This window comes from Micromonospora sp. NPDC047465 (assembly GCF_040643125.1).
GTDB lineage: Bacteria > Actinomycetota > Actinomycetes > Mycobacteriales > Micromonosporaceae > Micromonospora.
Genome location: NZ_JBEYTP010000034.1, coordinates 21,002 through 42,581, shown reverse-complemented (window position 1 = coordinate 42,581; position 21,580 = coordinate 21,002). Strand labels below are relative to the sequence as shown.

Annotated in this window: 17 protein-coding genes; 8 read left to right on the top strand and 9 right to left on the bottom strand. The window is 72.5% G+C overall.

What is annotated here, in order from left to right:
• Positions 1 to 39: 39 nt before the first annotated feature.
• Complete coding sequence (locus ABZ793_RS25745; RefSeq protein WP_357461786.1) at positions 40 to 1,044, bottom strand: hydroxyacid dehydrogenase; 1,005 nt, start codon at positions 1,042 to 1,044, stop codon at positions 40 to 42.
• Positions 1,041 to 2,000, bottom strand: a complete 960-nt coding sequence (locus ABZ793_RS25740) for a hypothetical protein (RefSeq protein ID WP_357461785.1) — start codon at positions 1,998 to 2,000, stop codon at positions 1,041 to 1,043. The genes ABZ793_RS25745 and ABZ793_RS25740 overlap by 4 nt, the downstream gene beginning before the upstream one ends.
• A gap of 215 nt (positions 2,001 to 2,215) precedes the next feature.
• On the opposite strand from ABZ793_RS25740, the gene ABZ793_RS25735 reads away from it, so the two are divergent.
• From ABZ793_RS25735 to ABZ793_RS25705, 7 genes are all read left to right on the top strand, one after another.
• Positions 2,216 to 3,079: a Gfo/Idh/MocA family oxidoreductase gene (locus ABZ793_RS25735; protein WP_357461784.1), complete on the top strand. Its 864-nt coding sequence runs from the start codon at positions 2,216 to 2,218 to the stop codon at positions 3,077 to 3,079.
• A gap of 13 nt (positions 3,080 to 3,092) precedes the next feature.
• The gene (locus ABZ793_RS25730) at positions 3,093 to 4,100 is read left to right on the top strand and encodes a Gfo/Idh/MocA family oxidoreductase (RefSeq protein ID WP_357461783.1); all 1,008 of its coding nucleotides are present in this window, start codon (positions 3,093 to 3,095) and stop codon (positions 4,098 to 4,100) included.
• Positions 4,101 to 4,115: 15 nt separating this feature from the next.
• Positions 4,116 to 4,772 carry an SGNH/GDSL hydrolase family protein gene (locus ABZ793_RS25725; RefSeq protein ID WP_357461782.1) on the top strand — a complete coding sequence of 219 codons (657 nt, stop codon included), beginning with the start codon at positions 4,116 to 4,118 and terminating at the stop codon, positions 4,770 to 4,772.
• Between the two features lie 71 nt (positions 4,773 to 4,843).
• Positions 4,844 to 5,905 carry a dihydrodipicolinate synthase family protein gene (locus ABZ793_RS25720; RefSeq protein ID WP_357461781.1) on the top strand — a complete coding sequence of 354 codons (1,062 nt, stop codon included), beginning with the start codon at positions 4,844 to 4,846 and terminating at the stop codon, positions 5,903 to 5,905.
• Positions 5,902 to 7,392, top strand: coding sequence for a mannitol dehydrogenase family protein (locus tag ABZ793_RS25715; RefSeq protein ID WP_357461780.1), 1,491 nt, complete (start codon positions 5,902 to 5,904; stop codon positions 7,390 to 7,392). The genes ABZ793_RS25720 and ABZ793_RS25715 overlap by 4 nt, the downstream gene beginning before the upstream one ends.
• Before the next feature lie 172 nt (positions 7,393 to 7,564).
• Positions 7,565 to 8,539, top strand: coding sequence for a helix-turn-helix domain-containing protein (locus ABZ793_RS25710; RefSeq protein ID WP_357461779.1), 975 nt, complete (start codon positions 7,565 to 7,567; stop codon positions 8,537 to 8,539).
• 157 nt (positions 8,540 to 8,696) lie between these two features.
• Complete coding sequence (locus ABZ793_RS25705) at positions 8,697 to 11,357, top strand: S8 family serine peptidase (protein ID WP_357461778.1); 2,661 nt, start codon at positions 8,697 to 8,699, stop codon at positions 11,355 to 11,357.
• Positions 11,358 to 11,461: 104 nt separating this feature from the next.
• Here the strand turns inward: ABZ793_RS25705 and ABZ793_RS25700 are convergent, their stop codons facing one another.
• The gene (locus ABZ793_RS25700) at positions 11,462 to 12,049 is read right to left on the bottom strand and encodes a TetR family transcriptional regulator C-terminal domain-containing protein (RefSeq protein WP_357461777.1); all 588 of its coding nucleotides are present in this window, start codon (positions 12,047 to 12,049) and stop codon (positions 11,462 to 11,464) included.
• 79 nt (positions 12,050 to 12,128) lie between these two features.
• Here ABZ793_RS25700 and ABZ793_RS25695 point away from each other — a divergent pair, with 79 nt between their 5' ends.
• Positions 12,129 to 12,587 (top strand): GNAT family N-acetyltransferase, encoded by a 459-nt coding sequence (locus ABZ793_RS25695; RefSeq protein ID WP_357461776.1) that lies wholly within the window; start codon positions 12,129 to 12,131, stop codon positions 12,585 to 12,587.
• A gap of 171 nt (positions 12,588 to 12,758) precedes the next feature.
• On the opposite strand, the gene ABZ793_RS25690 is transcribed toward ABZ793_RS25695, so the two are convergent.
• From ABZ793_RS25690 to argS, 6 genes are all read right to left on the bottom strand, one after another.
• Complete coding sequence (locus ABZ793_RS25690; RefSeq protein WP_357461775.1) at positions 12,759 to 13,199, bottom strand: hypothetical protein; 441 nt, start codon at positions 13,197 to 13,199, stop codon at positions 12,759 to 12,761.
• A 166-nt stretch (positions 13,200 to 13,365) separates the two neighbouring features.
• Positions 13,366 to 14,001: a hypothetical protein gene (locus tag ABZ793_RS25685; RefSeq protein WP_357461774.1), complete on the bottom strand. Its 636-nt coding sequence runs from the start codon at positions 13,999 to 14,001 to the stop codon at positions 13,366 to 13,368.
• A gap of 435 nt (positions 14,002 to 14,436) precedes the next feature.
• The gene (locus ABZ793_RS25680; protein WP_357461773.1) at positions 14,437 to 15,156 is read right to left on the bottom strand and encodes a hypothetical protein; all 720 of its coding nucleotides are present in this window, start codon (positions 15,154 to 15,156) and stop codon (positions 14,437 to 14,439) included.
• A gap of 1,159 nt (positions 15,157 to 16,315) precedes the next feature.
• The gene (locus tag ABZ793_RS25675) at positions 16,316 to 18,274 is read right to left on the bottom strand and encodes a bifunctional aldolase/short-chain dehydrogenase (RefSeq protein ID WP_357461772.1); all 1,959 of its coding nucleotides are present in this window, start codon (positions 18,272 to 18,274) and stop codon (positions 16,316 to 16,318) included.
• A gap of 34 nt (positions 18,275 to 18,308) precedes the next feature.
• Positions 18,309 to 19,322, bottom strand: a complete 1,014-nt coding sequence (gene mtnA / locus ABZ793_RS25670) for an S-methyl-5-thioribose-1-phosphate isomerase (protein ID WP_357461771.1) — start codon at positions 19,320 to 19,322, stop codon at positions 18,309 to 18,311.
• An 89-nt stretch (positions 19,323 to 19,411) separates the two neighbouring features.
• A complete protein-coding gene (gene argS / locus ABZ793_RS25665) occupies positions 19,412 to 21,130 on the bottom strand; it encodes an arginine--tRNA ligase (RefSeq protein ID WP_357461770.1) in 1,719 nt (572 codons plus the stop codon).
• Between the last annotated feature and the right edge of the window lie 450 nt (positions 21,131 to 21,580).

Here is a 21,580-nt window from a genome sequence, read left to right as displayed (position 1 = left end):
TCGCACCCGGCCCTCACCGCGACGCGCCCGCCGGCCCGGTCACGCCAGCAGGTCGTAGGACGCCACGCTCACCTCGTGTTCGAGCGGTGCGCCGGCCACGAACCGGCACAGCTCGTCGACCACGATCCGACCCTGCGTCCGTCGCGCCTCGACCGTGCCGCCCGCGACGTGCGGCGTGACGACGACGTTCGGCAGACCCAGGAACGCGCTCGTCGACGGCAGCGGCTCGGTGTCGAACACGTCCAACCCGGCCGAGAGCCGGCCGGGCACCAGCTCCGCGAGCAGGGCCTCCTCGTCGACGACCCAGGAGCGGGCCGTGTTGACCACGATCGCGCCGTCCGGCAGCGCGGCGAGTTCGCCGCGACCGACCAGGTGCCGGGTCTCCGGGGTGGACGGCGCGTGCACGGCGACCACTTCGCTGCACCGGAACAGCTCCGCCAACCCGACCAGCTCCACCCCGTGCCCCGCGGCCACCGTCGGGTCGGCGTACGGGTCGTACGCGCGCAGCGCCGACGCGCCCAACGCCCGCACCATCCGCGCGTACTCCCGCCCGGTGCGACCGAAACCGACGATTCCGACGTTGCGCGCCGCCAGCGCCCGGCCCAGTACCGGCTGCCGTGCCGCCGCCCAGTCACGTCCCGTCCACAGGGCACGGTCGTGCCGGTGCAGGTTCCGCAGCAGGGCGAGGGTCAGGGTGAGCGCCATCTCGGCGACGGCGGGCGCCATGGCCGCCGCGCCGGCCTGGCAGACCCGCAGCCCGGACCGGAGGACCGCGGCCGGGAACAGCCGACGGATCGAACCGGCCGAGTGCAGGGCGAGTCGCAGCCGCTCGCCCCTCAGTCGAGCCGGGTCGAACGGCGTCGTGCTCCACGACGTGACGACGACGTCGAACCGGTCGGCGGCGGCCGGCGGCAGCACCGTCCCCCGGTCGCCGTCGCCGAACTCGACGACCGCGTGGTCGTGGAGTCGATCCTGGGACTCCGGCGCGAACAGCAGGTCGTACTCGTCCGGGGCGACGACGACGCAGAGGGTCGGCTTGGTCATGGCGGGCTGGTCTCCTCGGGGGTGTCGACAGCGGCCAGGCGCCCGCGCAACCACGCGTAGCAGGCGTCCAGGACGTGGTCGGGGTGGGCGTGTCCGGTGTTGTGGTAGAGGGTCTCCAGGCCGGGTGGTCCGGGCCACCGTCGGGCGGCCCGCTCGACCAGACGGTGGTTGTGCCATCCGTCCGAGGCGCCGCCGCCGGCGAGCAGGAACGGTCGGGGCGCGACCAGGGCGAGCAGGTCGTCGTGGTCGCGGTCGGGCGGCACCGCGCCGTCGAGGTACCAGGGATCGGCCCAGTTCGAGTACGCCAGGCCCAGGCCCGGTTCGTGCGCGACTCCCGCGGCGATCCGCGTGTCCAGCGCGGTCAGGTGCAGCGCCAGCTTCCCGCCGAGCGAGTGGCCGAAGGCACCGATCCACCGGGGCTCGACCCACGGTACGCAGGCGAGGGCGTCCACCGCGAGGAACAGATCGGCGAGGCTGCGGCCCAGACCGGTGATCGCCAACGAGTCCGCGTGCGACGCGGCGCTCGATCCGTACCGTTCGCGCAGCGAGGCCGTTTCCGTCGCCGGATCGAGCACGTACTCGAACCACCACGGCACGGCGAGGACCGCGAAGCCGCGCGCGACGAGGTGCCGGGCGTAGGCCTGGGATCCCCGCTGAGCGGCACTGCGGCCGGCGGTGCGGGCGCACGGCTCACCGAACAGGGTGGCCACCTCGTAGAACGGCACGACCACGGCCGGGCGGACGTCCTCACCCGCCGGCCGGACCAGCTCCGCCCGCATCGTCGTCCCGTACGAGGTCAGGTCGACGGGACAGCGCAGCGTCCCGTCAGCGGCCCGCCGCGCCGATCCGATCTCCCACGACCCGTCCGGATCGCGGACCGCGCCCAGCCACCGCCGCCACCAGTTCCGGCCCTGCTCCGGCTCGGGATGCTCGTCAGCGGCGCCATCCGGGTTCACCGGGCCAGGGTAAGGCTACGCCCAGCTCGACTGCAATCGATTGCTCACCCGAAGTCCCACGGTCCCAACGCCTGGCATGTCGAACGGGTGCGGCTCAGGTGGCAACACGTCCCTTCAGGTCGGGCCACCCGACGGCCGGGAAGACCCTTGACGTGCAACCGATTGCAGGCGAGGCTTGGGGCAGTCGGGTGTCGACGTCGAAGAGGGGCAGTCTGGTGAGACGGATCGGAATCATCGGCACCGAGAATTCACACGTCGACCACTTCATCCGCTTCCTGAACACCGAGCAACGACACCCCGGCAACCGGGTGGTCGCCCTGGCCGGTGGCCCGACCGACCGCAACGCGGCGTTGTCCGAGACCGGCGGCATCGAACTCGTCGTCGACGAGCCGAGCGACCTGATCGGACGGGTCGACGCGGCGATCGTCAGCAGCCGCGACGGACGCCACCACCGGAAACAGGCCGAGCCACTGCTGGACGCCGGGCTGCCGGTGCTGGTCGACAAGCCCCTGGCCGCATCGGTCGACGACGCCCAGGCGATCCTCGCGGCCGCCGCGCGCGGCCACGCGCCGCTGGTGTCCTGCTCGGCCCTGCGGTTCGTCCCCGAGGTCGCCCGGCTCACCGACCCACAGGAACGGATCGGTCGGCTGCGCCAGCTCGCCGTCATCGGCCCGGCCGACCCCGACAGCGAGTGGGCTGGCCTGTTCTTCTACGGCATCCATCAGGTCGAACTGGCCCTGCAACTGCTCGGCGACCCGCACGTCGAGCCGGAGTCGGCATCGGTCGACCTGGTCCGCGAAGGCGACACCACGGTGGCCCTCACCCGGATCGACGACGTCGTGGTGACCTTCACCTTCGTCACGCCCACCGACGACCGCGTCCCGTTCCAGGTGGTGGCCACCGGGACGCGCGGCGTACTGACCGAGTCCCCGACGATCGGCCCCGACTACAACGCCCCCGCGCTCGCCCGGTTCGTCGACGCCTGCGACCAGGGGCGGTCACCGGTCGACCCACGCACCCTGCTCTCCCCGATCGTGGTCATGGCGGCGATCACCGACGCGCTGACCAGCCGGTCCTAGGAAAGGACGGAACATGCCCCCACCCCACGGTCCGCTCCGCGTCGGCGTCATCGGGGTCGGCGTCATCGGCAGGGCCCACGTCCAGCGCCTGGCCAGCGGCGCCGCCGACGCGACGCTGGTCGCGGTCGCCGACGAGAGCACCGGACACGCCGACGCCGTCGCGGCCGAGTTCGGAGTCGACGCCACCCGGTCGGTGCCGGAACTGCTCGCCCGCCCGGACGTCGACGCCGTGGTCGTGGCGATCCCGAGCGGCCTGCACGCGGCCGTCACGGTCGCCGCGCTCGAAGCCGGCAAGCACGTGCTGCTGGAGAAGCCGATCGACGTGACGGTCGAGGCCGCGGATCAGATCCTCGACGCGGAGAAGCGGTCGGGCCGGACCCTGAGCGTCGTGAGCCAACGCCGGTTCGCCGAGGCGAACCAGTTCGTGTTCCGCGCCGTCCGCGACGGTCACCTGGGGCGGATCACGTCCGCCACCTTCGAGGTCGCGCTCTGGCGCGGCCAGGAGTACTACGACGCCGGCGACTGGCGTGGCACCTGGGCCCTCGACGGCGGTGGCGCCCTGATGAACCAGGGAGTGCACCTGGTGGACCTGGCGCTGTGGCTGCTCGGCGAGGTCGACGAGGTCTTCGCCTACACCGACCTGCTCGCCCACGAACGCATCGAGGTCGAGGACACCGTCGCCGTCACCGCCCGGCTGCGCAGCGGCGCGCTGCTGACCTTCCTGGCGACCACCGCCGCCTACGACAGCGTCCCGATCCGGTACACGGTCTTCGGTGACGGCGGCTCGGTGGTGGTGGAGGCGGAACAGCTCACCCACTACACCTCGAGGCACGGCGGGCAACCACCCAGGCCGGACGGCGTACCGACCGACCAGCAACTGGCCCAGCTCACCGACTTCGTCACCGCGGCCCGCACCGGTGGCCCGCCCCTGGTCACCGCCGCCCAGGCGCGGGCGGCCGTGGCCTTCATCGAGGCGGTCTACCAGTCGGGTCGGGCCGGGAAACCGGTACGCATCCACTGACAGAAGGAGCGAAACGTGGACCCGCACCCCGCACTGACCGCCGTCATCGCCCGGCAGACACCGCTGACCTGGACGTTCATCGGCGACAGCGTGACCGCTGGGACCTGGCACACCTACGGCGCCCGGTCGTACCCCGAACTGTTCACCGAACGCCTGCGAGAGCTGGGTCGGACCGCGGACGCGTTCGTCAACACCGCCGTGAGCGGCTACACCGTGACCGACCTCGACGAGCGTCTCGAGCGGCTCGCCCTGCGCTTCCGACCGGACGTCGTGGTGGTGGGCATCGGGCTGAACGACACGAAGCACGGTGAGGCCGGCTTGGCCACGTTCTCGTCCACCTACCGGTCGGTCGTCGAGCGGCTCCGCACCGGGGCGGACAGCCTGGTCGTGGTCCAGACACCGAACGACACCCTGCCGACGGCTCCCGAGCACGTCGTCGAGCACCTCCCCCGCTACGTCGACGCGATCCGGGCCGTCGCCACCGACACCGCGGCGCCCCTGGTCGACCACTACGCCGTGTGGACCGACACCGACCGCCCGGCGCCCGAGCACTGGTACGCCATGGGGTGCCACCCCGGCCAGCACGGTCACCGGGCCATGGCCCGCACTCTGCTCGGCGCCTTCGGGGCCTGGGATCCCACGAGCCGCTCCGGTCGCCTCACGATTCCCTGACCCACGGACGAAGGCAGCAGCAGCGTGCCGGGCAGACCCACTCGATCCCAGACGCGGAATGGAAGGTGCCGATGACCACGACGGTTCAGGCCAGGACGACCGACCCGCTGACACTCTTCCGTACCGGCACGGTGATTCCCGCGCACCCCCTGGCGCTGGACGCCCACCTCAAACTCGACGAGCGCCGCCAACGCGCCCTCACCCGCTACTACCTGGAGGCCGGCGCCGGCGGCGTCGCCGTCGCCGTGCACACCACCCAGTTCGCCATCCACGAGCCCCGCCACGGCCTGCTCCGGCCCGTCCTCGAACTGGCCGCCACCACCGCCGCCGAGTACGAGACCCCCGACACCATCCTCGTCGCCGGCGCCTGCGGGCCGACCCGGCACGCCGTCGCCGAGGCGGAGCTGGCCGCCGAACTCGGCTACCACGCGATCCTGCTCGCCCCGTACGGCGCCGGCGACCTCACCGAGGACGAGCTGGTCCAGCGGGCGGCGGCGGTGGGCGAGGTGCTGCCGGTGATCGGGTTCTACCTGCAACCGGCCGTCGGCGGCCGGGTTCTGTCCCGGTCGTTCTGGACCAGCCTGGCGGACCTGCCGTCGGTCATCGGCATCAAGGTCGCCCCGTTCGACCGGTACGCGTCGCTCGACGTCATCCTCGGCGTGGCCGCGTCGGGGCGCAGCACCGACATCGCCCTCTACACCGGCAACGACGACCACATCGTCGGCGACCTGCTCTCGCGCTACCCCGTCGACGGCTCCCGGGAAATCGAGTTCGTCGGTGGGCTGCTCGGGCAGTGGTCGGTGTGGACCCAGCGCGCGGTGCACCTGCACCGGACCGCCCGGCTGGCGAAGGCCGGCGACCCGGACGCCCTACGCGAGGCGTTCGCCACCGAACTCGCCCTCACCGACGCCAACGCCGCCATCTTCGACGTCGCCGGCAGGTTCCACGGCTGCCTCTCCGGCATCCACGAGGTGCTGCGCCGGCAGGGGCTGCTCGCCGGGCTGTGGTGCCTGGACGAGCGCGAATCACTCAGCCCGGGTCAGCTCGCGGAGATCGACCGGGTGTGGCGGGCGTACCCGCAGCTGCGCGACGACGACCTCGTCGCCGAGCACCTCGACCGCTGGCTGTCGTGACCGCCACGGCGGAGTCGGGGCCACGACTGTCGCTGGGCGGCCTCGCCGCTGCGCCGCGGGGTCACGGTGGCTGGATCGGGCCGGCGGTGGATCCGCGCGCGGTGCGGGTCGGCATGGTGCACCTCGGTATCGGTGCCTTCCACCGGGCACACCAGGCGGCCTTCACCGAACTGGCCGCGGCCGCCGCCGGCTGCGACGACTGGGGAATCACCGCGGTGACGCAACGCTCCGCGGCCGTACGCGACCAGTTGACGGCGCAGGACGGCCTCTACTCGGTGCTGGAGCGCGGGCCGGCAGCCGCGCCCCTGCGGGTGGTCGGCAGCGTCCGGGAGATCCTCGCCGGGCCGCATGATCCGGCGGCGGTCGTCGACCGGCTCGCCGATCCCGCGGTCCGGCTGGTCACCCTCACGGTCACCGAGAAGGGCTACCGGCGAGGCGGCGACGGCCGGTTGGACCTGACGGATCCGGAGGTCGCCGCCGACCTGCGGGGCCGCCCGCCCCGCACCGCCGTCGGTCAACTCGTCCGCGGGCTGCGACGACGGCGGGCACTCGACGCCGGTCCGGTCACGATCCTGTCCTGCGACAACCTGGTCGGCAACGGCAAGGTCCTGCGCCGCCTGGTGCACGACTTCCTGGCCGCGCTGCCGTCGGCCGAGGGCGACGTGCTCGCCGACTGGATCGCCGGGTCGGCACGTTTTCCGTCCTGCGTGGTCGACCGGATCGTCCCGGCCACCACCCCCCGGGACCGTGCCGAGGCCGCGGCGATCCTGGGCCTGCGCGACGAGGGCCTCGTGGTCGCCGAGCCCTTCCGGCAGTGGGTGATCGAGGACGACTTCGCGGCCGACCGACCGGCCTGGGAACTGGCCGGAGCGGTGCTCACCGATGACGTCGCCGCCTGGGAGGCCGTCAAGCTGCGCATGCTCAACGGCACCCACTCCCTGCTCGCCTACCTGGGCGCGCTGCGCGGACACGAGACGATCGCGCAGGCGCTCGCCGACGACGACCTCGCCGTGGCCGCCGACGCGCTGATGGCCGAGGACGTCGCGCCCACGCTGTGCGTCCCGCGGGGACTGGATCTGGACCGGTACCGACGCGAGGTCCTCACCCGCTTCGCCAACCCGGCGCTGCGGCACCGCACCGCCCAGGTGGCCATGGACGGATCCCAGAAGCTGCCGGTCCGGCTGGTGGACACCGTCCGGGACCGCCTCGCCGCCGGTGTGGTGCCCCGCCATGCCGCGCTGGCGATCGCCGCGTGGATGACGTACGTCGCCGACGCCTGCGACAGGGCGGTGCCGTTGGCGGACCCGTTGGCCGACCGGCTGCGCGCCGCGGTGGCGGCCGGCCGTACCGACCCGCACCGCCTGGTCGGCTCCTTCCTGGACGTCCGGGAGATCTTCGGGGCTGACCTTCGGGACCACGACGGTCTGCGGGCCGCCCTGGTCGACCACGTCGCCCGCCTGCGGTGCGACGCCACCGCTCCGGCATAGCGTTCGGCGACCGTGGCGCCCCTGGCGAGACCAAGATCAGCCAACTGCTTGACACCGCCCGCCCGCTGTACGAGTCTCCAACCACAGCTCACCACGGGAATCGGTCGACCCGCCACCGGGAAACAACAGGGGGTTGCCGTGCGCGCACCTACCGTCTGGGGCCTCCGCTGACATGCTCGAGAGCATCGGGATCGGCCCTCACGAGGAGCAGATCTACGCGGAACTCGTCGCCGGGCCGGCCACGGACGAACGCGAGTTGGTCGACCGGACCGGGCTGCCCGAACCGGATGTCGAACAGGCCCTCGCCCAGTTGGAGCGCAGGGGTCTGGTGGTGGTGCATCCCGAGCAGCAGCACCGCCTGCACGCCGCGCCGCCGGACATCACCCTCAAACTGATGGCGCTGCAACGCCTGGACGACCTCCACAAGGCGCAACTGGCCATCGCACAGCTGTCGCAGCGGTATCAGCAGAGCGGCGTACCGGGTGGCTGGACCGAACCGATCGAGGTGGTCGAGGGCGCGACGGCGATCGCCGAACGCTACGGTCAGTTGCAGCGGAACGCCCGCCGGGAGATCCAGTCTCTGGTGGCGGCACCCGTCATCGCAGTGCCGCCCACCGCCAACTCCGGCGAACAGGACGCGCTGCGTGCCGGTGTGCGCTACCGGGTCGTCTACGAACGGACGACGCTGGAGGGGGACGGTCAACCAACCCCGCTGCTGCTCGAAGAGTGGGCGGCGCTGGGTGAGGAGATGCGGGTGGCGATCGAGGTGCCGTTCAAGGGAAGCATCTTCGACGGAAGGATCGTGCTGGTCGTCCTTCGCCACCTCCCGCCCGGCGAGGCGGCGAAGGCAGTGGTCGTCCACACCCCCGCACTGGTCGATGCCCTCTGCTGGGTCTTCCGCAGGGTCTGGGAGTCCGCCGTGCCGGTGCCCACCGCGCTGGCCACGCCCGCGGACGGCCCGCTGGCCCCCGACGACCGACGGCTGCTCTCGTTGCTCCTGGCCGGATACACCGACCAGGCGATCGCCACACAGGTGGGCGTGAGCATGCGAACCATCCAGCGGCGGGTTCAGCGGCTACTGGTACTCGCCGGGGTACAGACCCGGATCCAGCTCGGCTGGCAGGCGGCCCGCCGTCGCTGGATCTGACGCGGAGCGGGTGCCGGCGGCGGCGTCCCAGACCGCCGGCCCGCTCCGCGTCGCATTCCCGCCAATGCATAAAACCGCCAGTTCAGAGGGCTGATCGACACGTCGTGCCGATGGCAGGATCCCCTCCATCCACTGCCCTCACAGCACAAGGATGCCAATGCCACGTCACACAACCGCGTACCCGTACCGGCACCGGCGGACCGCGGCGGCCCTCGCCGCCATCGTCGCGGCCGGCGGCCTGTCGATCCTTGCCGCGCCAGCCCAGGCGCAGCCGCCGACCGGTACGGGCGACAAGCTCGGCAGCCACGACCGGGCCCTCATCGCGCAGTACGCCCGCCAACGGCACATGCGGAGCACCCCGGCCGGCGCCGACCGGCCGGCCCCCGACTTCGTCACCCTGATGATCGCCGTACGGGACGGCCGGACCGAACAGACCGAGCGGGAGCTGGTCGCGCTCGGCGCCGACGTCACGAGGACGGAGTCCCGGGTCGGCTACCTCAAGGCCAACGTGTCGTTCGACGACGTCGAGAAGGTCGTCGCCCTCGACGACGTCGTCAGGGTGGACGTCGACGAGCTGCTCAAGCTGGACGAAACCCGGCCGGACCTGGGGGTCACCGACGCGACGGTCGCCGCCGCCGAACCCGGGGCCAAGCCACCGGCGCCGTCCGCGACGACCCCGGCCGACAATGCCTACCTGCCGACCAACGAGACGAAGTCGGTCGACTTCAAGGCCATGCATCCCACGTACGACGGTCGCGGCGTGACCATCGGGATCATGGACACCGGGATCGATCCGACGCATCCGGCCCTCGCGACCACCACGACCGGTGAACGCAAGCTCGTCGACACGGTCGTCGCCACCTCTCAGACCAACTTCATCGACCTGCTGTTCGACCAGACCTGGTACAGCATGCTGCCGACGAACAGGGTCTCCGGCCCGACGTTCACCGATCGCGTGCTCAGGCAGACGTGGACCGGTCCCGCCGACGACGACCTGCACATCTCGGTCAAGAAGATCTCGATCTCCAGTCTGTCCGGCAGCTACCTGGGCGTGCTCTACCGGGAGTCCGACCAGGCGGTGTGGGTCGACACCGACCAGGACCGCGACTTCACCGACGAGGAGCTGATGCGGCCGTTCAAGGCCGACCGCCAGGTCGGCTACCTGGGCACCGACGACCCGGCTACCAAGGTCAACGAGCGGGTTCCCTTCACCGTCGACATCGAGCTGGACATCTCGTCCAACGGGGGCGACGCGGTGAACATCAACACGCTCAACGAGGGCCACGGCACCCACGTCGCCGGCATCGCCGCCGCCAACGGCATGTTCGGCGGCGCCATGGACGGTCAGGCTCCCGGCGCCACGTTGGTGTCCATGCGGGCGTGCCACTCCCTCGGCTGCTCCAGCGCCGCCCTCACCGATGGCATGATCGAGCTGGCCACGATCCACGGCGTGGATGTCATCAACATGTCCATCGGCGCCAGTCCGGCCCTCAACGACGGCCAGAGCGCGCAGGCCCTGCTCTACAACCGGCTGATCGACGAGACCGGTGTGCAGATGTTCATCTCGGCCGGGAACTCGGGTGCGGGCGCCAACACCGTCGGCGACCCGACCGGCGCCGACAAGGTGGTCAGCGTCGGCGCGTCGGTCTCGCGGGACACCTGGTGGGTCAACTACGGCTCGAAGGTCGCGGTCGACCACGACATCATGCCGTTCTCCTCGCGGGGTCCGCGCGAGGACGGCGGCTTCAAGCCCGACATCACCGCTCCCGGCTCCGCCGTCGCTCCGACACCGGACTGGATCCCCAGCGCGTCGGTCGCCGAGACCGGCTACACCCTGCCACCGGGCTACTCGATGATGAACGGCACCTCGATGGCGTCCCCGCAGGCCGCCGGTGCCGCCGCGCTGCTGCTTTCCGCCGCCCGGCAGTCGGGGGTCGGCGTGACCTCGGCCGAGCTTCGCAACGCGATCTACTCCTCGGCCGACTTCCACCGGAACGTGGACGTCATCGCACAGGGCCGCGGCCAGATGAACGTCAAGGAGGCCTGGAGGTACCTGCGGAAGGACGACAGGGGTGTCGCCAGCGACGACGTGACTGTCTCCGCCCCGGTCTGCACCGTGCTGTCCGGCCAGTTGCGGACGCCACACCGCGGCAGCGGCCTGTTCAACGACTGCGCGCCGGGCAGCGGCGGCCAGCGCGTCGGCGAGTCCCGCGACTACGCGGTCACCCTGACCCGGACCAGTGGCCCTGCGGGCCCGGTGGAGTACCAGCTGCGGCTCGTCGGCGACGACGGCACCTTCGCCACGCCGAAGACCGTCGTCCTGACGAAGGACGTCCCCGCCACGATCCAGGTGACCGCTACTCCGCGCACCCAGGGCACCCACGGCGCCATGCTGGTCGTCGACAGCGCCCGGACCAAGGCCGTCGAGCAGCACGCCATGCTCGTGATCGAGGCCGCCGCGCCGCTCACGGTCGGTACGACCTGGTCGGCCGACGGAACGGTGTCCCGTAACGGCACCGTCCACTACTCGGTGGCGGTTCCCGCCGGCACCAAGTCCATGACGGTCGACCTGTCCCGCCTCGCCGAGGGCAGCCAGACCCGCTGGTGGGCGTTCAGCCCGCAGGGAGTCAACGGCGAGAAGTCGGCCGCCGGCACGATCTACTGCTACGCCAACTACTTCGACGGCAACGGATGCGACCCGCTGCGCCGCACCTACGTCAACCCCGAGCCCGGGGTGTGGGAGTTCGTGGTCGAATCCCGGCGCACCAGCCCGCTGGGCAGCAACCCGTTCCACCTGGAGGCGTCCATCGTCCAGTGACGACGGTGGACCGGACCGACCGGCTGGAGCCTGGCTCCAGCCGGTCGGCTTCCTCATCGGCTGGCCGGCGACCGATCAGGCGAGATCGCCATGCGTGGTTGTCGTCAGTCGGCGCGGATCTGCCGCAGCGCGGCCTCGATGGCTGCCTGCTGCGCGGCGGCGGAGTACGTGTCCGGGTCGACGGCCGCCAGGGCGTTGAGCCCTTCCACGAGCGCGACCAGGGCCTTGGCGCTTTCCATGCTCTGGTCCTCGCTCCAGTCGGGGCGGCAGTCGGCCAGAAGGTGCTGGATCCGGCGCAGGAACGCGCGGTTGTGGGCCTGGTGCAACCTGGCGAGTTCGGGGTCGGCGAGCGCGGCGGCCAGGAAGCCCACCCACACCCGGGCCTCCTCGCGTTTGTCGTCGCTGCCGGATGCCGCCTGCATCAGCACGGCACGCAGCGCGTCCAGGGGTTCGAAGCCGGATGCCTGGGCCGCGTCGGCGCGGGCCGCGGTGCGTTCGTGCAACAGGGTGCGGGCGTGGACGAGCAGGGCCTGCTTGTCGGGGAACGTGTGCAGCACCAGCCCCGTGCTGCATCCGGCCCGCTCGGCCACCGCCCGAAGGGTCAACCCTGCCAGCCCGTGTTCGGCGAGCACGGACCAGGTGGCGGTCGACAACCGTTCCTGGTGACCCTGGAGATCACGCCGTCTGGCCATCCCGCTCCTTCACCGTCGCCCGCCGATAGCGTAGCATCCGTTACCGGAACACTTGTTACGGATCGTGGAGGGTGTGGGTGTGCGCGTCACGGTGAAGTCGGAGTCATGGGACGGCGTCGACGGGGCGCGGCTGCGCGCCGCGCAACGCGCCGAGCTGGATGCCCGGTACGGCAACGACGACCACGAGCCGGGGGTCCCACCCACCGCTCACGACGTGGGCGTGTTCCTCGTCGCCCGCGACGCGCACGGCGCGGCGGTGGGATGCGGCGGGTTGCGACTGCTGGGCCCGGACTCGGCGGAGATCAAGCGGATGTACGTCGAGCCGGCGGTCCGCGGCACGGGGGTGGCGGTGGCGATCCTGCGCGCCCTGGAGCACGAGGCGCGCCGCCGTGGCATGACGAAGCTGCTGCTGGAGACCGGCACAGCCCAGCCGGACGCGATGCGCTTCTACGAGCGGGAGGGCTACCACCGCATCGACAACTTCGGCCCGTACGCAGGTGAGCCGCTGTCGGTCTGCTACGCCCGCGAGCTTCGGTGACCACCGCGACAGTCAGCCGTTCGCTGCCGGCGCGAGGGTGGCAGGCCGCGAGCCGGGTGCTGCGTCCGACCGACCCGTCGCGCGGGCGTCGACGGTGTCGACCATGGGCTCGGCGCGCCCCGCTCGTCGTCACCGCCACCGCGGTCGAGCACGGGACGGTGGGATGGGTCATCACGATTCTTCGAGAAATGACACCTGGCACTCGCTCCAGTCGGGCGAGCCGTGCTGCCAACCAGTTGGCCGTCTTCCGACCTGAAGCGGGATGATCGGCCCCCCGTCGGCGAGAGCCGCGTACAGGCCGGGCTGTCCGGTGAGCAGGTGGCACTCGTTGTCGACGGCGGCGAGCAGAGCGCTCGCGGCGTCGAAGCGCCCCAGCATGAGGTGAGTCATGGCGCACGCCCGCCAGTTGAGGGGGTCGACCGTCAGCACCGCGGCGGCCGGGTGGTTGACGACCATGTCGAGACGGTCCGCGTCGGCCAGCCGAAACGCCTCGGCAAGGCACGCCACCGGCAGCCCGAACATGCACCCCTCGTCGGCCACCTCGGCGATCACCTCGCCCACGTCGATCGATTCCTCGGCGAACGCGAGGATCGCCGAGGCGTCGAGGATCACCCGGATCGGGAGGTCGTTCAGACGGCGCGTACGAGAAATTCGGTCTGCCGGCACCTCAGCGCCCCACTCCAAGCGATCCTGTCGTAGTTGGTGTCGACACCGGATTGATCCCTCCTGGGGTGCAGGCGAGCGGAAGGCGGACAGGCACGGCGGTGCGTGGGAGGGGTCAGCGGCCGACAGCTCCGCGTCGGGTGAGCGGTAACGGCGTCCTGTCCGCTCCTGGGCTGCGCCACATCGGGTAGGCGGTGCTCCCGTCGGGGAGCGTGAAGGGCTCATGGGCGACATAGCCGTGCCGGGTGTAGAGGTCACGCTCGTTGAGGGTGGTCGCCTCGGTGTAGGCGGGCAGCGAGGCGTGGTCCATCCGGGCGTGGCTCGTGGTGAGCAGGGCGCCGGCGCGGTTGGCGCCTCGCCGGCCCGGCGTGGCAGCGAAGAACGCCAGGTGGTTGTGGGGGCCGGTGGGCCGGTGGGCGGCCAGGACGCCGTCGAGGCAGAGGAAACGATCGAGGTGGTCGCCGCAGGCGACGGCGAGCCGCTCGCCGTATCCGGTCGGTGGCGGGATCCGGCCGTACCGGTGGAACCAGACCGCGGCGGCGGAGTGGTCGTCGAGGAGGTATGCCTCGCCGAAGAGGAGCGCGTGCTCGGTCCAGATCCGGGTGACGGCGCGGAGCACGTCGTGTCGACGGCGCTCGTCGGGTACGAGCCATGCCCCGACGGCGCTGGTGGCGAGGGCATCGGCGACGAGGTGGACGACCTCGCCGATGTCGCACCACCGGGCACGTCCGAGCGGCAGGGTTTCCTTCACAGCTTCTCCTCTTCGCAGGTACGGCTGCTCGACAGACGGAGTAGCCGCGGGGCAATGGACTTGGTCGATCAGGCCGACAACGGCGCCGGGAGTCCAGGCGGCTCGATCGGGACGGGAGGCGCCGCGTCGAGGCAGGGCAGCGCTCCCGGCCTGGACGCGAGCCCACGGCCCTCGTCGTGCGGGCACGGCATCTGGTCGTTCGCCCGCCCCGAGTCCGGTGGCCACAGCGGCGACCCGTCAGCGGACCGTCCAGGCGATCGTGGTGATGCCGGCGCCGCCAGCGGTACGGATCGTCGTCGCGACAGCGACCACCACTGCCCGAAGGGTTGCCGACATGGCGAGCCGCTCCCCGTACGCCGTCCCTTGAGGTTTGTTGCGCCTCCGATGACTTCCGCTGGTGACGGCGACGATGCGTCCAGGGCCGGGCGGGAGGGCTCAGGCGGGTCGGGTATCGGGCTGGCGCGGCCGGTCCGCGAGTTCCTCGCAGCTGGTCGCGCACCAGCCCTGGGACTCCAGGTCCGGGGTCCACGAACCCAGCGAGGTGTCGACGGCGGCGCCGGTCCACCCGCCGGCGGAGCTAATGCCGGCCGAGTTGCCGGACGCGGCCGGCGTGACACCGGGAGTGTGGGCCGGCGGGGACTGCCGCATCGGGTGGTTCGCCTCGGTTGCGCCGGCGCCCGGCGCACCGGCGGACGTCGACTCCCCCGACGTCGCGGGTGACGTGGTTGCCATGCTGGCCGGGATGCTTGGCATGACGCCGCGATTCATCGGCGGCACGGGCAGCGGGCCCTCGTCGGTGACGGGCGCCGTGACGGCCGGCATGTCTTCGGCCGGCGCAGGCCCGACGTCCGCCGGATCGCCGGCCGGAGGCGGGGGCGCAGCGGGTGGGCCGATGATCGGCCGGGTCAGCTCGAGCACCGGCGCCAGGTCGGGTGCCAGGGCCTCGACGACCGGCTCGACCACCGGACGAACGACCGCGCCGACCGGCTCGACCACCGGACGAACGACCGCGCCGACCGGCTCGACCACCGGACGAACGACCGCGCCGACCGGCTCGACCACCGGACGAAGGACCGCGCCGACCGGCTCCAGCAGGCCGGCCTCGGCGGCCTCCCGCACGACGGGCGGGGCATCGCCCACGACCCGACGCGTCACCGGTTCGGCCACCTCGGCGACTGAGTCCACTCCGTCGGACGGGATCGCGTCCACCGCCCGGCGCATTGGTGCCCGCACCTTCGCGAGCCGCACACCACTGGGTACCCGTACGGAGATCCCCACCTCCGGGTGTGCCGGCGGCGCGATCCTGCCGGTCTGCGACGTCGTGCCCGGCCTCCATCTCGCCCATCGCGGCTTCCCCGGCCCCGCCGGGCCGACGCCCACACCGGCGACGGCCGGGGATCCACGGTCGGCGGACGACGCAGCAGCGCAGGACAGCGATCCGTTTACGACGGCCCCGGCGCCGTCCAGCAGGTCGCCCAACGTACACAGGCGAGGCGGTCCGACAGCGTAGGCAGGCTCTTCCGCTGCCGCCTCGGCCACGCCCCAGGCTCCGAGGACGCCACCGACCACCAGCGCCCCACGCAGCATCGTCCGGGCGAATCGGCCGCGAACTCGCACCACACGCACCTCCGGGGACTGCTCTTCCCGACGACGCCGATTGTGCCAACAGTGAACGCATCGACACGCTCCGACACGCGAACGAACGGCACCCGCCTTCGAGGCGACGTCCCCGGCCCGGCCGAGCGGGCCTGCTCGCGGCGGCGAATCCATTGGGGCGTCGAACCCCACCAGCGGTACGGCGAGCCCGAACAGGGCCCGACCCCTCCGACTGCGCCCAACCGGTGAAGAGAGGCGCGGGCTCCGGCCGTCCTACACCGGCTGGCGCCCGCGCCTCTCAATCCCCTCGCCGCGTGACACATACGTGTCAAACAACCCGCCAGGAGTCTGCCATAGGGATGACGCCGCCGCCACCGAACAGTCAATCCCAGGTAATCCGAACGGATGAGGTCGGACCTCGTTGGACGACGTCCGGCGCGAGCACGTCCAGCAGCCCTGCACGTCGCCACCGCACACGGTCGCCAGGAAACCCTCCACGACGGCCTCCTGCCCGGCCCGGCTCACCCGCACCCGCGGCCGGTCGCGCGGCCACTGCTCCCGGGCGCGGTGTGCGAACTGCCGCACCGCCGCCGGCGTCCTGCCGACCGCCTCCGCGATCTCGTCGTACGGCGTCTCGACACCTCGCGCAGCACGAACACCGCCCGCACGGTGGGGCACAGGGTCTCCCGCACGGTCAGCATCGCAGGCGTCAGCGCCCTCAGATCACCCGCTCGTTCCCCCCGTCCACGGTGATCTGCGCGCCCGTGGTGGCCGCGAACGTCTCCCCGCAGAGCGTGGCGGCCAGGTCGCCGACCCGGGCGCTGGTGATCTCCGTACGGAGCAGGTTCCGGCGCGTGTACTCCGCCACGGTCAGCCCGTAGCGCCGGGCCCGAGCCTCCAGCAACTCCGCGTTCCACAGCCCGGTGTCGAAGACCGCGTCGGGGTGCAGCACGTTCACCCGGATGCCGTCGGTGGCCCACTCCAGCGCCGCCACCCGGGCCACCTGCGTCACCGCCGCCTTCGATGCGGAGTAGGCGACGGCGCCGGGCCCGGGGGCCAGGGCGTTGCGCGAGGCGACCACGACGACCCGCCCGCCCCGGGGCGCGAGCGCCAGCAGCGGGTGGGTCCGGGAGAACAGGTACGCGACCGACTCCGCGTTCACCGCCATCGTGCGCTGCCAGTCGGCCGGGTCCAGCCCGGCGATCTCCCGGCTGGCCGGGAAGATCCCGGCGGCCGCGACGACGATGTCGACCCCGCCGAACCGGTCCACCGCCGTGTCGAGGGCGGCGTCGACGGCCGCGGAGTCGGTGACGTCGACGGTCAGGCCGAGCCGGGCCGGGCCGTCCGACGCGGCCACCGACGGGTCCCGGTCCAGGGCCACCACGCAGGCCCCCCGGGCCTGGAGCGCCTCGGCGCAGGCCCGGCCGATGCCCGAGGCGGCCCCGGTCACCACGGCCACCTCGCCGGCGAACTCCGGCACCGGGCCGCCCCGCCGCAGCTTCGCCTGCTCCAGCTCCCAGTACTCGATGTCGAAGATGTCCTGCGCCGACAGGGCCCGGTAGCCGCCGACCGACTCGGCCGCCTCGATCACGTCGACGGTGTGCCGGTAGATGTCCCGGGCCATCATGGCCTCGGTCGCCCGGCGGCCGGCGGTGAGCATCCCCAGCTCCGGATCGAGGATCACCCGGGGCGCGGGGTCGAGCGTGGTCAACGCCGTCCGGGCCCGGGAGCGGTTCTGCTCGACGTACCGGCGGTAGTCGTCGGCGTACCCGGCCACGTCGGTGCCGACCAGCGGGATCCGCTTGGTGCGCAGCACGTGGTCCGGGGTGACCGGGCCACGGGTGGCGACCGCCGCCAGGTCGGGCCGGTCGAGGAACGCCCGCACGGCCGGGTCCTCGTAGCGGCTGAGCAGCATCGGGGCGCCCGCCGCGGCGGAGACCTCGTGACGCAGCCGGGCCACGCGCAGCCGGTCGACCGGACGGGGCTTGGCCGGTGCGACCCGGGGGCGCGGTAGGGCCATCCTCTCTTCCGCCAGGGTGACCAGCTCGATGTGCCGGCGGTACGCCTCCTCGGCGTCCGCGCCGAAGGTGAACAGCCCGTGGTTGAGCAGGACCACGCCGACCGTGCCGGCGTGGGCGCGCGCCGGGTACAGCTCCGCGCAGAGCCGGGCCAGGTCGAAACCGGGCATGACGTACGGGACCACGACGACGCGGTCGCCGTAGACCTCCTCGACCAGCCGGTCACCCTTCGGCTGGTTGGTCAGGGCGAGCAGCGCGTCGGCGTGGCTGTGCAGCACGGCCGGGTACGGCAGCAGCGCGTGCAGCAGCGTCTCGACGCTCGGGTCCGGCGCGGTGGCGTCGAGGCGGGCGCAGCGCAGCTCGTTCATCATGTCGCTGTCGGCGAGCCGCTCCAGCCGCAGCAGCGCCCGCAGCCGGTCCAGCCGCAGCGCGGTGAAGCCGGACGCGTCCATGGTCGCCAGGTCGGAGCCGCTGCCCTTGACGTGGAGCACCTCCACCGGCTCCCCGGTGAGGTCGGTGACCGTCGTCTTGACCGAGGTGTTCCCCCCGCCGTGCAGCACCAGGTCGGTGTCGGCGCCGAGCAGCCGGGACGCGTACACGAGTCGCGCGATCGGGTCAGAGGCGTCCGGGGCGTCGGCGGCGGACCAGCGGTCGAGCATGGGGGCGGCTCCTCGCGGGAGGGGTCGGGGTTGGTCAGGCCCGGTCGGTGGGGTCGTCGGGGCGGCCGCCGGCGGTCGGCAGGATGACCCGACGCTCGGTGACGATGGCGGTGACCAGGTCCGCCGGGGTCACGTCGAAGGCGTAGTTGAGCGTACCGGTGCCCTTCGGGGCCAGGTCCGCTGCACCGAGAGCGGTGATCTCCTCGGGGGCGCGTACCTCGATGTGGACGTCCCGGCCGGTCGGGGTGTTCAGGTCGACGGTCGACTCCGGGGCGGCGACCACCATCGGCACCCCGGCGCGGGCCGCCGCCAGGGCCAGCGGGTAGGTGCCCACCTTGTTGATCACGTCACCGTTGGCGGTGATCCGGTCCGCGCCGACCACGACCGCGTCGACCAGGCCCTGGGCCAGCACCGACGCGGCGGCCGAGTCCACCACCAGGGTGTGCGGCGCGCCGATCTGGGCCAGCTCCCACACGGTCAGCCGCGCGCCCTGCAGCAGCGGGCGGGTCTCCGAGGCGTACACGTGGGCCAGCGCCCCGTGCTCCTGGAGGGAACGGACCACGCCCAGCGCGGTGCCCCACTCGACGGTGGCCAGGGCCCCGGCGTTGCAGTGGGTCTGCACCGCCACCTGCGGCCCCACCGTCTCGACCAGCCAGCGGGCACCCCGCTCGCTGAGCGCACGACAGCAGCGGACGTCCTCCTCCAGCACCGTCAGGGCCTCGGCGAGGGCGGCCTCCGCGCCCTCGGCCTCGAGCCGGACGCGTACCCGGTCGACGCCCCAGGCGAGGTTCACGGCAGTGGGTCGGGCGGCCCGGATCGCGTCGACGGCCCGTCGCAGCTCCGCCGGGTCGTCCGGATACAGCCGGGCGGCGAGGGCCACGCCGAGCGCCCCGGCGACACCGATCGCGGGTGCGCCCCGGATCGCCAACGACCGGATCGCCGCGATCAACTCCTCGACGGTCCCGATCTCCAGGAACTTGACCTCGTGCGGCAGCCGGGTCTGGTCGATCGCGATGATCAGGCCGTCCCGCCAGTCGATGGTCCGCATCCACACCCCTCACTGTCCGGAGCCCATAACCTACGGTGGCCACCCGCTCCCCCGCTACCTGCCTGCTGGTCCGTGACCACGCCGTGGGGTCACATCCGTTCGAGGGTTCGGATGCCGAGCAGGTGCAGCCCTTGCCGCAGTGTCCGGGCGGTCAGGTCGGCCAACAGCAGCCGGCTCTGCCGCAGCTCGTCCGGGGCGCGCAACACCGGGCAGCGTTCGTAGAACGCACTGAACGTGGTCGCGAGCCGGTGCAGGTGGCTGGCGAGGTGGTGGAACTCCAGGCTCCGCTCCACCTTCCCGACGACCCCGGCGAAGCCGAGCAGCTCGATCGCCAACGCCCGCTCCGGCGGCTCGGCCAGCACGACCGGCGCGCCGGGCCGTGGGACCGCCCCGGCCCGCCGGAACACCGACCGGATGCGGGAGTACGCGTACTGGAGGTAGGGCGCGGTGTTGCCGTCGAGCGACAGCATCCGCTCCCAGTCCAGGACGTAGTCCCGCCTGCGGTCGGTGGACAGGTCGGCGTACTTGATCGCGCCGATGCCGACGGCCCGGCCGATCTCGGCGGCGGCCGCGGCGTCCAGGTCGGGGTTCTTGGCCCGGGCCAGGTCGGTGGCGCGGGCCACCGCCTCTTCGAGCAGGCCGACCAACTTCACCGACCCGCCCGTCCGGCTGCGCAGCATCCGCCCGTCGGCGCCGAGGATCGAGCCGAAGCCGAGATGCTCGGCCCGGGCGGGCGGGCGCAGCCAACCGGCCGCCCCGGCGACGGCGAAGACCATCGCGAAGTGCTGCTGCTGGGGCAGCCCGACCACGTACAACAACCGGGTCGCCGCCAGCTCCCCGGTGCGCTGCCGCAGCGCGGCCAGGTCGGTGGCCGGGTAGCCGTAGCCGCCGTCGCTCTTGCGCACGATCAGTGGCAGTGGCTCACCGCTTCGGCCGGTGAACCCGGATGGGAAGGCGCAGTCCGCCCCGCCACTGGGCACCAGCAGCCCCAGCCGGTCCAGGTCGTCGACGACGTCGGCGAGCAGCTCGTTGTACGCGCTCTCGCCCCGGAAGTCGCCCCCGGTCAGCGTCACGTCGAGCAGGTCGTACACGGACAGGAAGTACCGCTCCGACTGCTCCACCAGCAGCCGCCACAGGCGCCGGGTCGACTCGTCACCGCCCTGCAACGCGACCACCCGCCGCCGGGACCGTTCGCGGAACGCCTCGTCGGCGTCGAACTTCGCCCGGGCCGCCTTGTAGAACGAGTCCAGGTCACCCACCGAAAACCCGTGCGCCGCCTCGGCCTCGCCGAGGTCGGTCAGGTGCTCGATCAGCATCCCGAACGGCGTGCCCCAGTCGCCCAGGTGGTTGACCCGCACCACGCGGTGCCCGAGCCAGTCCAGCAGCCGTACCGCCGCGTCGCCGATGACGGTGGAGCGCAGGTGCCCGACGTGCATCTCCTTGGCCACGTTCGGCGCCGAGTAGTCGACCACCACGGTCTCCGGCGCCGCCGCCGGCGGCACGCCGAGCCGGTCGTCGCCGGCCAGCCGGGAAACCAGGTCGGCCAGCGTCCGGTCGGCCACGGTCAGGTTGAGGAATCCCGGCCCGGATACCTCCGCCGACGCGCAGACGTCGTCGAGCGCCGCGTGCTCCAGCACCTCGGCGGCGAGGTCGCGGGGCGAGCGGCCGAGCCGCCGGGCCAGCGCCAACGCCGCGTCGGACTGGAAGTCCGCGCGCGGCGAACGCCGCACCGTCGGGTCGACCGGGGTGCCGGCCACGGTCGCGAACGCCGGTGCCAGCCGGTCGGAGAGCAGCCTTTCAAGATCCATGGGTACGCCGATCTCGTTCGGACCCGCGCTGTCACGCGGGCCGTTGGACGGGGAGATGCGGGCAGACCGAGGACGATCGGCGCTGGCCGGCGGCTCGATCCGCCGGTCACCGGGAACAGGTCAGCGCGGGCGGGCGACGGATCGCCGGCGTCGCTCCGCACCGACCTGGACGTCATACGACGTTCCGGTGCACTGAGCGGTCGCGCTGGTCATGCACGGCAGCGTAGCGGGCCGGCCGGGTCGGGGACACCCCGATTCCGCCAGGTTCGGCGGTCGTACGAATGGGCTCGTGCTGCGCTCCGACGGCGTGTTCTCCGGCGAGCCAGCCAAGGCCGGCCGGAACAGCCCCGGGTACCGGCTGGCATCGTGACCAGCACGTTGCCGGAACGCGGTGGACAGGGCGTTCGATAGCAGCGCGTCGAAATGCTCTGGCCAGCGTCACGAGCCTGT

What these genes read in the sequence shown, in the direction of transcription:
- ABZ793_RS25745 (WP_357461786.1), bottom strand. Translation starts at nt 1,044, where the DNA reads ATGACCAAGCCGACCCTCTGCGTCGTCGTCGCCCCGGACGAGTACGAC.
- ABZ793_RS25730 (WP_357461783.1), top strand. Translation starts at nt 3,093, where the DNA reads ATGCCCCCACCCCACGGTCCGCTCCGCGTCGGCGTCATCGGGGTCGGC.
- ABZ793_RS25720 (WP_357461781.1), top strand. Translation starts at nt 4,844, where the DNA reads ATGACCACGACGGTTCAGGCCAGGACGACCGACCCGCTGACACTCTTC.
- ABZ793_RS25710 (WP_357461779.1), top strand. Translation starts at nt 7,565, where the DNA reads ATGCTCGAGAGCATCGGGATCGGCCCTCACGAGGAGCAGATCTACGCG.
- ABZ793_RS25705 (WP_357461778.1), top strand. Translation starts at nt 8,697, where the DNA reads ATGCCACGTCACACAACCGCGTACCCGTACCGGCACCGGCGGACCGCG.
- ABZ793_RS25700 (WP_357461777.1), bottom strand. Translation starts at nt 12,049, where the DNA reads ATGGCCAGACGGCGTGATCTCCAGGGTCACCAGGAACGGTTGTCGACC.
- ABZ793_RS25675 (WP_357461772.1), bottom strand. Translation starts at nt 18,274, where the DNA reads ATGCTCGACCGCTGGTCCGCCGCCGACGCCCCGGACGCCTCTGACCCG.
- mtnA (WP_357461771.1), bottom strand. Translation starts at nt 19,322, where the DNA reads ATGCGGACCATCGACTGGCGGGACGGCCTGATCATCGCGATCGACCAG.
- argS (WP_357461770.1), bottom strand. Translation starts at nt 21,130, where the DNA reads ATGGATCTTGAAAGGCTGCTCTCCGACCGGCTGGCACCGGCGTTCGCG.